This window comes from Bradyrhizobium sp. SZCCHNRI3043, assembly GCF_032377735.1.
GTDB lineage: Bacteria > Pseudomonadota > Alphaproteobacteria > Rhizobiales > Xanthobacteraceae > Bradyrhizobium.
In genome coordinates this window covers 284,400-294,939 of the sequence record NZ_JAUHID010000007.1, presented here as the reverse complement: position 1 = coordinate 294,939, position 10,540 = coordinate 284,400, and the positions used below count along the sequence as shown (strand labels likewise).

At 66.8% G+C, this 10,540-nt stretch carries 10 protein-coding genes; 1 reads left to right on the top strand and 9 read right to left on the bottom strand.

All coding sequences use genetic code 11. The annotated features are described in order from the left end of the window. The 8 genes from QX124_RS17645 to soxX form a co-directional block, all read right to left on the bottom strand. The coding region (locus QX124_RS17645; RefSeq protein ID WP_315797825.1) for an N-acyl-D-amino-acid deacylase family protein at positions 1–1,496 on the bottom strand (1,496 nt) is incomplete at its 3' end. A gap of 235 nt (positions 1,497–1,731) precedes the next feature. Then, the gene (locus tag QX124_RS17640; protein ID WP_315797824.1) at positions 1,732–2,955 is read right to left on the bottom strand and encodes an MFS transporter; all 1,224 of its coding nucleotides are present in this window, start codon (positions 2,953–2,955) and stop codon (positions 1,732–1,734) included. Positions 2,956–3,182: 227 nt separating this feature from the next. After that, a complete protein-coding gene (soxB, locus tag QX124_RS17635) occupies positions 3,183–4,931 on the bottom strand; it encodes a thiosulfohydrolase SoxB (RefSeq protein ID WP_315797823.1) in 1,749 nt (582 codons plus the stop codon). Positions 4,932–5,067: 136 nt separating this feature from the next. Continuing rightward, positions 5,068–5,370: a hypothetical protein gene (locus QX124_RS17630; protein WP_315740631.1), complete on the bottom strand. Its 303-nt coding sequence runs from the start codon at positions 5,368–5,370 to the stop codon at positions 5,068–5,070. 23 nt (positions 5,371–5,393) lie between these two features. Then, positions 5,394–6,242, bottom strand: coding sequence for a sulfur oxidation c-type cytochrome SoxA (gene soxA, locus QX124_RS17625; RefSeq protein ID WP_315797822.1), 849 nt, complete (start codon positions 6,240–6,242; stop codon positions 5,394–5,396). After that, a complete protein-coding gene (gene soxZ, locus QX124_RS17620) occupies positions 6,239–6,550 on the bottom strand; it encodes a thiosulfate oxidation carrier complex protein SoxZ (RefSeq protein ID WP_315740567.1) in 312 nt (103 codons plus the stop codon). The genes soxA and soxZ overlap by 4 nt, the downstream gene beginning before the upstream one ends. A gap of 15 nt (positions 6,551–6,565) precedes the next feature. Next, on the bottom strand, positions 6,566–7,060 hold the full coding sequence (soxY, locus tag QX124_RS17615) for a thiosulfate oxidation carrier protein SoxY (RefSeq protein WP_315797821.1): 495 nt from the start codon (positions 7,058–7,060) through the stop codon (positions 6,566–6,568). Positions 7,061–7,078: 18 nt separating this feature from the next. Next, positions 7,079–7,372, bottom strand: coding sequence for a sulfur oxidation c-type cytochrome SoxX (soxX, locus tag QX124_RS17610; protein ID WP_315797836.1), 294 nt, complete (start codon positions 7,370–7,372; stop codon positions 7,079–7,081). A 188-nt stretch (positions 7,373–7,560) separates the two neighbouring features. Between soxX and QX124_RS17605 the strand changes: the two genes are divergently transcribed. Further along, positions 7,561–8,238, top strand: a complete 678-nt coding sequence (locus QX124_RS17605; protein WP_315797820.1) for a DUF938 domain-containing protein — start codon at positions 7,561–7,563, stop codon at positions 8,236–8,238. A 113-nt stretch (positions 8,239–8,351) separates the two neighbouring features. On the opposite strand, the gene QX124_RS17600 is transcribed toward QX124_RS17605, so the two are convergent. Next, positions 8,352–10,418 carry a prolyl oligopeptidase family serine peptidase gene (locus tag QX124_RS17600; protein WP_315797819.1) on the bottom strand — a complete coding sequence of 689 codons (2,067 nt, stop codon included), beginning with the start codon at positions 10,416–10,418 and terminating at the stop codon, positions 8,352–8,354. Positions 10,419–10,540 lie beyond the last annotated feature (122 nt).

Here is a 10,540-nt window from a genome sequence, read left to right as displayed (position 1 = left end):
GCGAGCAGGCCGCGATCGTCGAGGCCGACCGAGAGCGCGGTCTTGCGCGACTGCGCGGCGACGACGAAGGGAATCGACAGTCTGTCGCCGCGCTTGCGGTCGCGGGTCCAGTGCGTCAGCAGATAGGTCGGGAAGCTGGCATCGCAGATGATGCCGCAATGCGCGCCGCCGTCGCTCAGGCCCGGCACGCTGCGCGGATCGCGCAGCATCTCATAAGTGGCATCGAGATTGCCGTCGTAATAGTTCAGGAACGGCACGTAGAGCATGCCCCGTCCGTTGTCCGTCAGCATCGCGTCATAGGCCAGTTCCTCGGGACGACAGCCGCGCGCGCGGGCCTGGGCGCCGAGTGACCGCTCCGGCGGCTGCTCATAATCCGGCGGATCGCCGAGCAGATACATCTTGTCGTAGTTCGGCTTGAAGAACAGCGGGTCGTCGGTCGCGCTGGCCTGCTCGCCCAGGATGGCCGCGCGCAGCTCCGGATCGCGCATCCGCGCGACGCGCTCATCCAGCGGCAGATGCGCGATCGCCTGGTAGCTCGGATGCGTCTGCAGCGGGTTGCGCGACAGCTCCAGCCCAAGCAGCAGTCCGACCGGGCGCGCCGCAATCTGCGCCGTCACCGACAGGCCGCGCGCGGCGGCGGCGTTGATTTCGGCCAGCGTCTGCCGCCAGCGTTGCGGCGCGCGGTCGTTCTGGGTCACCGAGAACGAGATCGGGCATTTCGTCGTGTCGGCGATGCGCAGCATCATCGGCAGGTCTTCGTGGATCGTGGAGATGTCGAGCACGAATTGCAGCACGCTGCGGCCGGCGCTGTGCATGGCCTGCGCGATCGTCGTCAGCTCGTCCTCGCCGGCCTTCAGGGTCGGTGTGTAGTCGCCGGTCGAGGTCCGATGATTGAGCGTGCGCGAGGTCGAGAAGCCGAGCGCGCCGGCCTTGACCGCATCGCGCGCCAGCGCCGCCATGGCGCGATTGTCGTCGGCGGTGGCAGGATCACGGCGCGCGCCGCGCTCGCCCATCACATAGACACGCAGCGCCGCATGCGGCAGCTGCGCGCCGATGTCGAGATCGAAGGCGCGCTTGCCGAGCCACTCCATGTAGTCCGGAAAGCTCTCCCATTCCCAGGGAATGCCGGCTTCGAGCACCGGTTCGGGGATGTCCTCGACGCCCTCCATCAGCTGGATCAGCCGCTGATGATCGGCTGGCCGGCACGGCGCGAAGCCGACACCGCAATTGCCCATGATCGCGGTGGTGACGCCGTTCTGCGACGACGGCGAGATGTCGTGGCTCCAGGTCACCTGGCCGTCGTAATGGGTGTGAACGTCGACGAAGCCTGGAGTGACCAGCTTGCCGCGCGCGTCGATTTCCTCCCGGCCGGTCGCATTGACCTTGCCGACGGCGACGATGCGGCCATCCGCAATCGCCACATCAGCCTCATAGAGCTCGCCGCCGGAGCCATCGGCAATGGTTCCGCTGCGGATCACGAGATCAGGCTGGGCCATGGCGTGTCTTCCCCGGTCGTTGTTGTTATGGGCACATCATCGGCGGGAAGGCGATGATGTCAACATACGGGGAAGAGGCAGCAGCCTTGCGTCAGCGACCTGATTGTAGGGTGGGCAAAGCGACGCCATAGGCGGCGCGTGCCCACCACCGCGAGCGGGATGGTGGGCACGGCGCGCGATGCTGTCGTTAATCACGACGAGCGTGCCAGGCGCCTTTGCCCACCCTACAAGAAACCTACGCCTTCGCCTTCTTCGGCTCGGTGAAGAACGCGAGCACGATGGTCAGCAGCATGAACACGACGGAGGCGCCGAAAACCCAGCGCGGCGCGTTCATGTCCATGATCCAGCCGAACAGCAGCGGACTGACCACGCCGGCGAAGTTGAAGCCGGTGGAGACGATGCCGAAGGCGCGGCCGGCGGCACCCGGAGGGGCGGCGTTGCGCACCAGCATGTCGCGCGACGGCGCGATCACGCCGCTCATGAAGCCCGCGACCAGCATGATCGTCGTGAGCAGCACGGTCGGCAGGTTGATGAAAGTGATCATCAGCACCAGCACGGCGTTGATCGCATAGGCGACGGCCGCGACCAGATTGTGATGGCGGATGCGGTCGGCGAGCTGGCCGCCGGCGAGCACGCCGACGGCGCTGGCGCCGAGGAACGCGGTCAGCGCGATATTGGCGGTCGAGAACGAGATGCCGTAGCCGTTCATGAGCGCGACAACGCCGAAGCTGGCGATGCCGGCGTTGGACAGGCTGAGCAGCATGAAGAACACGGTCAGCAGCATCAGCATCGGAGTCAGCAGGCTGGGCTGTTTCGCCTTGCTGCCGTCGGCGCTGGTGTGATGCGGATGCGGCGGCACCTCGGGCACGTTGCCGACGAGCAGAAGCAGCGCGGCGAGCGGACCGACCAGGCCGGCCGCGATCAGCGCGCCGGAGCCACCGACGGTGGTGACCAGCGCCGCCATCACGGCGGGCGCGACCGCGCCGCCGAGATAGCCGGCGAAGGTATGCACACCGAACGCGCGGCCCATGCGCTTCTCTTCCATGTGCGCGGCCAGCAGCGCGTAGTCGGAGGGATGGTAGACCGCGTTGGCGAGGCCGAGCAGCACCGCCGAGACGACAAGACTGGCATAGCTCAGGTAAACGCCGAGCATCGCCAGCGACAGGCCACCGAGCGTCAGGCCGAGCAGCAGGATGCGGCGGGCGCCGGCGCGGTCGACGAGATAGCCGACAGGCGCCTGGGTCAGGGCCGAGACCACGGCGAACACCGTAAGCGGAAAGCCGAGCTCGATGTAGCCGACGCCGAGCTTCTCCTTCAGGTAGGGAAACAGCATCGGCAGCACCAGCATGTGCAGATGGCTGACCCAGTGCGCCAGCGAGATCAGCGCCAGCGTGCGCAGCGAGGAGGCGGTTCGGACCGGAGCACCGGCATGTTGCGATGCGGCAAGAACGTCAGCCATGGTCGATCCGTTTGGCTCCCGGCGTCAGTGATGGTCCTGAAGGGCGCGTTGCCGGCAAATCACCAAGGGCTGCCGAATAATGGGCGCGCGACACAACGCCACACTATCGGATTACGGTTCATTGTCCACGAACGCGCGCGCATGGCACCTGCGCGCGCCGGCCGGAGTTTTCGGTGCACGGCGACGATTCGGCCAGCCATTCTGGCGCAATGCATGCGCCACGCCGCTCAGGACAGCGATGCAAAGCCAGGATTGCCGTCGACGCCCGAGAGCGTGACCTTGTTAGTTCCGACCAGCACCAGCTGACCGTTGCGCAGGTGGCTCGCGACCACATCCCAAACCGGCTTGCCGTCCTGTGCGTTCATCGAGGCCCAGCCGGCGACCTTGTAGCTCTTGCGGGCCTCCAGCGGACGGCCATCGTCGAGCGTGAGATCGGAGATGCGGCGGCCGATCGGCTCGGCGGGCGCGCAACGGTAGGACAGCCCGCCCGTGCGCACCATGTCGCCGCCCTGCTGCAGATAGGGATCGGCGTTGAACAGGTTGTCGCAGACGTCCTCGAGCACGTCCTTGATCTCTGCGCCGGTCATTCGCTGCACATAGGTCTCGGGATAGGTGATCGCGGTCTGCGCCAGCACGTCCTCCAGCAGGATGGATTGGTTCGCGAGCAGCGTCGGACCCCAGCGGAATCCGGGCGACAGCGCGATCTCGGCATCGAGCTCGCGGCGCAGCGCCGCGCAGATCAGGTCGTCGGTCGCGCCTTCGAAATTGCCGCGCCGGTACAGCAGCCGGTCCGACGTCGCGAGCTTCTCGCTCCAGGCCGCGACCTGCGGCTGCTGGGTCTGGTCGATCAGCGCCTGCATCGCAGGATCGGGCTTCAATAGCTCCGAGTAGATGGGCAGCAGCCGGTAGCGCGCGTCGGCGACGCGCCCCTTGCCGACGTCGAGATCGAGCACGGCGAGGAATTTGCCGTTGGAGCCGGCACTGGTGACGAGCGTCGCGCCCTTGGCGTTGCTGACCGCGACCGGTTGCGGAACCGCGTCATGGGTATGGCCGCCGAGGATGACGTCGATGCCGGTGACGCGGCTCGCGAGCTTGAGGTCGACATCCATGCCGTTATGCGACAGCAGGATCACGGCATCGACCTTGTCGGCGCCGCGCAGGCCATCGATCAGCTTCTGCAGCTCCTCCTCGCGGATGCCGAACGTCCAGTCCGGCGTGAAGCGGCGCGGATGCGCGATCGGCACGTAGGGGAAGGCCTGGCCGATCACCGCAATGCGCGCGCCGCCGATCTCCTTGATGGTGGCCGGCTTGAACACGCGGCCGGAGCCGTGATCGAACGCCTTGGCGTCGTTGAACGCGGCCTCCTCGGTCAGGAACACGTTCTGCGCCAGGAACTCGCCCTTGAAGCGGGCGAGGTTGGCGCGCAGCGCCTCCTCGCCATAGGTGAACTCCCAGTGCCCGGTCATGGCGTCGATGCCGAGCAGGTTGGCGGCGCTCACCATGTCGGCGCCGCGCATCGCATTGGCAAGTCCGGTGCCCTGCCAGAGATCGCCGCCATCGAGCAGCACCGAGCGATGGTCGCCGGCATCGGCGCGCAGCTTGTCGACCAGGGTTTTCAGATGCGCGAAGCCACCCATCCGGCCGAAGCGCCCGGCGTACTTCTCGAACTCGAACGAGGTGAACGCGTAAGCCTCGGCGCTGTCGGGCCGGATGCCGTAGCGGTCGAGGAAGGCGCGCTCGACCAGATGCGGCGGCCGTCCCCACATCTCGCCAATGCCGAGATTGACGCTGGGCTCGCGGAACAACAGCGGTCGAAGCTGCGCATGCGTGTCCGTGATGTGCAGGATGCGGGCGTTGCCGAACTTCTCGATGTCGTAGAGGCTGACGGTGTCGGCGGCGCTGGCGTTGCGCAGCAGCGCCGGCGCGGCGAGCGCGGCGGCAACTGATGCTTGCAGAAAGTCCCGGCGCCGAATCATGGCTCGCGTCCTAGCTTATGATGCGATTCCATGGAATCGCATCGTGAGCTATCCCTTTGCTTGAGCATGATCTCCGCACAAACGCCTTCGGCGTTTGTGCGAGGGAAAGCCGGTTTCCACTTTTCCGGATCATGCTCTACCTGATCTCCATGTCCTTCCAGCGCTGCTTCTCGCTGGTGGCCTGGACGATCGATGCCTTGGCGAGCGCCTCGGCCTCCTGCGCCGATTTCAGCGCAGAATCGAAATTGCCGGAATCGGCTGCCTTCTTCGCGGCATTGAGTGCGGCCTGGGTCACGGTCCATTGGTTGCGCAGACGTCCGGCTTCCTTGTTGGCGCTCTCGGCCGCCGCGACAGCCGCGAGATAGTCGGCCTCCGACGCGGCCCGCGCGGAGCCGGCGCCGACCGCTGATACCATCATGGCGAACACGATCTTTTTCATGACGCTTGCTGTCTTGACATTTGTCATGGCCGCGCTCCCGGTCCTGAAACCGGCAGGCCGTTCGACACGTAGGACAGATAATATTCGAGGTTGCGGTATTCGTCCGATTGCGGCTCCAGCGGCACGGCGCGCGTCTGGCTGTTGCAGGTGACGAAGCGCCGGCTGATCGTGCCCATGCCGCTCCATTCCGAGCGGTAGATCGGCATCGCGTTGAGGATGCCGAGCGCCGGCGCCAGGATCTCTGCGCGGATCCGCTCGCCCGGGCTCTGCACGTGGCAGCTCGCGCAGGAGAAGTTCAACTGGCCGCGGCGGGTGTAGAAATATTCCTTGCCCTTTTCGAACGACTCGAGCGCACGCGGATCGTCGGGGATCTTGATGTCGAAGCGCTTGCCGCGCGACGTGTACGCCATGTAGGCGGTCAGCGATGCCATCTCGTCCTTGACGTAGGAGTAGGGCTGCTCGCCATTGGCCTCGCGGCAGCGGTTCAGCGCCAGCTCGAGGGTGATGACCTTGCCTTCCTTGTCGTCGAAATAAGGATAATTCTGGCGGATGCCGATACCGCCGTTCGGGAAGCAGTCGGCATAGGTCTTGCCGTTCTTGAACGGCTTGGCGAACATCTCCTTGCCGGCATCGAGCGCGAACTCGTAAGGCGGAAACTGCTCCTTCTCCTCCCATTGCTTGCGCATGTCGGCGTTCATTGAATACGGCCCGTTGACGAAATCGTCGAACGCCACCTTCGGAAACTTCTTGATGAAGTAATCCTGGAACGCCTTGGCGTCGGCAGCCGGGTTCGGCTTGTCCGCGGCCGCAGCGCCGGAGGCGCCGAGAGCGAGCGCGGCCGCGACAGTCAGCGCGAGGCGCGGCGCCCTCATTGGATCGTCGCCGTCAGGCTGTCGGTCGCGCCCTTGCTGTCGACCCAGCTCACCTTGAGCTCGTCGCCCTTGGCCGCGCCCTTGAAGGCGAACTTGACATAGGGGTCCTTCGACACCGCGGTGCCCCAATCGGCCAGGAACACCGTCTTGTCCTTGTGCACGAAGGTGAGCTGCTGGATGTAGTGCGCCGGGATCAACTCGCCCTTGGCGTCCTTGACCAGGCCCGTATCCATCGGGTGCTGGATCAGGGTCTGGACCTCGGCGATGTCGCCGTTCAGGACGGCGCGGACGCGGATGCTCGATGCCATGATGATCTCCTGACCTTAGCCGCCGCAGCCGCCGACGGTGACCTTGACCTCCTTGGTCGCGCTGTAGAGCTTGCCGCCGGATTCGACGAGCGCGATCACGTTGGAGGTCTTGGCCATCTTGAGCCGGTTCGCCACCGCGGGCACGGTGCCCTCGGGGATGTGGTACGACGCCGCCAGCGCGAATGGATTTTCGCTGACGATGAAGGCGATCGAGGTCACGTTCGGCAGCGACGTCGTCACCGCGATCGGCACCACGCCGCCGTTCTCGGCGATCTCTGGCGCGTCGAGCTTGATCTTGTCGGACGCTTCGTGGTCGCGGCCGTACAGCGCCTTGACCGCGTCAGGCGCATTCTTCTGCTTGAAGGCGTCTTCCGGATATTTGTTGTCGTTGGTCGCGGCGAAGGCGGGCGCGGCGTGCAGCACGGCGTTGCCGAGGCCGATCAGCGCGACGAGGCCGGCGCCCTTCAGAAACAGGCGGCGGTGGGCCAACGGGCCGAACGAGGCAGTCATGGCGGTCTCCAAACGGAATCAGAGGGTCTGCAGGAAGTCGACGATGGCGCTGATTTCCTGCTCGGTCAGGATGCGGTTGCGGCCGAACGGCGGCATCACCGTCAGCGGATTGCGCCTGGTCTCGTCGTTGAGAATCGCGATCAGCTCGGCGCGGTCGTATCTCGCCTTGAGGTTCTCCAGCTTCGGGCCGATCGAGCCCGGCAGGTCGCCGTCCTTGATCTCGTGGCAGGTCAGGCAGTTGCCCTTGCCGCGGTCGAAGGCGAGCCTCTGGCCGTCGACGGCACCGGACTGGGCGTGAGCGGCCATGGACATGGCGAGCGAGAGCCCCATCGCCAGGGCGGTACGCAGGACAGGTGTGATCAAGGTGGAGTTCCGACGTCTCGGTGATCTCGGCAATATAGGCGCTGCAAAGCATAAAGACCATCGGCTGACAATGCAGCTATGGTGGCCGCGGCAACGCGGTTAACGAGGCCGTTCATGGGGCGGCCGGGAGAATGGGCATGGCGGAATATGTCGTGGAGTTCGGCCGGGACGGCCGGCCGGTGGAACCGGACGGACGGCTGGACGCGGCCGCCTTCCACCGCAACCACCAGCCGATCTGGGCGGTGCTGGGACGGCTGCTTGCGGGCAAGACCGGCGACGTGCTGGAGGCCGGCAGCGGCACCGGCCAGCATGTCGTGCATTTCGCCTCCCAGCGGCCGGATCTGACGTGGTGGCCGAGCGATCTCAACGCCAATCACCTCGCCAGCATCGCGGCGTGGCGAAGGCATGCCGGGCTGTCGAACATCCGTGATGCCCAGCGCATCGACCTGTCAGATCCCGGCTGGCCTGCGGCGTTCCGCGCCGCGGGCGGGCCTTCGCAGCTCACCGCGATCTTTTGCGCCAATGTGATTCACATCGCGCCGTGGTCGGTGGCGGAGGGATTGTTCGCCGGCGCCGGGCAGGCGCTGTCGGCGGACGGGGTGCTCGTGCTCTACGGCCCGTTCAAGCGCGCCGGCAAGCACACCGCGGTCAGCAATGCCGTGTTCGATACCTCCCTGCGCGAGCACAATCCGGACTGGGGGGTGCGCGACATCACCGACCTCGAAGCGCTTGCCGCGCGCCACGGGCTCGCCTTGCGCGAGACGATAGAGATGCCGGCCAACAATATGATCCTGATGTTCGCGCGAGGTGCGTGACGCGTTCTCCGTCATTGCGAGCGGAGCGGCGGAGCGAAGCAATCCAGCCTTCCGTCGCGGCCCTGATTGCGTCGTCGTCTTCGGCTCCTCGCAATGATGACGGAGGGAGCCGCTCACTCCATCTCCAGCCCGACATGTCGCGCCAGAAACCGCGTGCCCAACGTGATGAAGCCGGCGCGCTCGCGGTTGTCGGTGCCGTAGCCATGGCCGCCGGCGGCGGGTTCGTAGAACCAGGCGTCGTAGCCCATGGCCTGCAGCTTGGCGGTCATCTTGCGCGCGTGACCGGGATGGACGCGGTCGTCGCGCCGCGTGGTCGCGATCAGGATCGGCGGATAGGGCTGGCCGGGCGTTGCGGTGTGATAGGCCGAGTAGGTCGACAACCAGCTCCAATCCTCGTCGCTGTCGGGATCGCCATATTCGGCGATCCAGCTCGCGCCGGCGAGCAGCTTGCTGTAGCGGCGCATGTCGATCAGCGGGATGGTGCAGAACAATGCGCCAAAGCGCTCGGGGTAGCGTACCAGCATGTTCGTGATCAGGATGCCGCCATTGGAGCCGCCTTGCGCTGCGATGCGCTTCGGCACCGTGACGCCGCGGCGGACGAGATCGGCCGCAACGGCGGCGAAATCATCATGCGCGAGCCGCTTGCCGGCATAGCGGCCGGCGTCGTGCCAGGCGGTTCCGAACTCGCCGCCGCCGCGGATGTTGGCCTCCACGAGCGTGCCGCCACGTTCGAGCCACAGCTTGCCCAGCGCCGCATTGTAGGCCGGACGGAGCGTGTGACCGAAGCCGCCATAGGCGCTCATGTGCACCTGCGCGTCGCCTGTCAGCTCGGCCGGCCCGGTCTGGGTGTAGGGAATACGCTCGCCATCCACCGAGATCGCCTCGTGTCGCGTGACGACGTGCCCCTCGGCGCTGAAGGTGCGAGGCGCCTGCTTCAGCACGATCGGCGCGGCCAAGCCCTCGATCAGTAGCAGCGACGGCGGCGTCAGCGGATCCTGGATGTTGGCGAGCAGGTCGCCATTGCTTTCCGCCTCGTCGGTGTCGAGCCGCCAGACGTCGACCGTCGCGATCTCCGGCAGGCCGGGGAGCCGCTCGCAGCTCCACGCTTCCGGTGACGGCGTCCACACCTCGAACCTTGCCCTGAGCTCGTCGAGGATCGACAGCACCAGCCGGTCGCCGGCCCAGGACAGGCCCTGCAGCGCGCGTCGCGGCGCGGGCTCGAACACGCGGGTGAAATCGCGGCGCCCGGCAAGGAATGCCGAGAGCTGGAGACCGAGCACCACATCCGCGGGATGGGTGACCTCGCCGACGGTCCAGGGCTGGCGCAGCTTGATGGCCATCCAGTCGCCATGCGCTGACATCCAGCAGTCGGTCGGCAGGTCGAGCCTGGTCCGCGCCCCGCCGCCGTCACCGAGCCATAGATATTGGTTGAAGAAGTCGATGCCCTCGGCAAACCACACCCGCGCCGGCGCGACGCTGCGATCGACACCGACATGCACCCATGTCGACTGACTGCCTTCGGCGGCGAAGATCACCTCCGCCTGCTCGACCGGCTGGCCGCGCCGCCAGCGCCGCACCGTCCGCGCGTAGCCCGACGGCGTCGCCATGCCCACGCCGAACGCGCTCGCCAGCAGCAGGGTGTCGGCATCGAGCCAGGCGGCGCCGCCCTTGGCCTCCGGGAGCGTGAAGCCGCCCGTCACGAAGCGCTTCGTCGCGATGTCGAACTCGCGCAGCACCACGGCGTCGCTGCCGCCCCGCGACAGGCTCAGGATGGCGCGCTCATGCGCCGGCGGCAGGCTCGAGACCCCGTTCAGCGCCCAGTCCTCGCCTTCGTCGGCGGCGAGTCGGTCGATGTCGAGCAGGTCCTCCCATTGCGGTTGCGCCTCGCGGAACTCCGCCATCGTCGTGCGCCGCCACAAGCCGCGCGGATGCTCCGCGTCCTTCCATTGATTGTACAGCAGCCCGCCGCGGCGGCTCACGAATGGGATGTTGTCCGGCCGATCCAGGATGGCGGCCAGCGCGTCGCGGTCGTGTTCGAAGGCCGCGTCGCCGAACGCCGCGAGCGTGCGCTGGTTCTGCGCCGCGACGAACGCGAGCGCGCGCTCGCCGTCGATCTCCTCGAGCCACAGATACGGATCGTCATCGGGCGCCGCGATGGTCGGACGATCGTCGATTGACATGGCTCAAGCTCCGCGGGCGCCGTTGACGCGAGAATACCATTTGATTAGCCGGGCCGGCCGGGAGTGTCGAATCACGCTCCGTGGCGCGTTCGCAGCCCGCATGGCTTGTCTCCGTTCGCGCC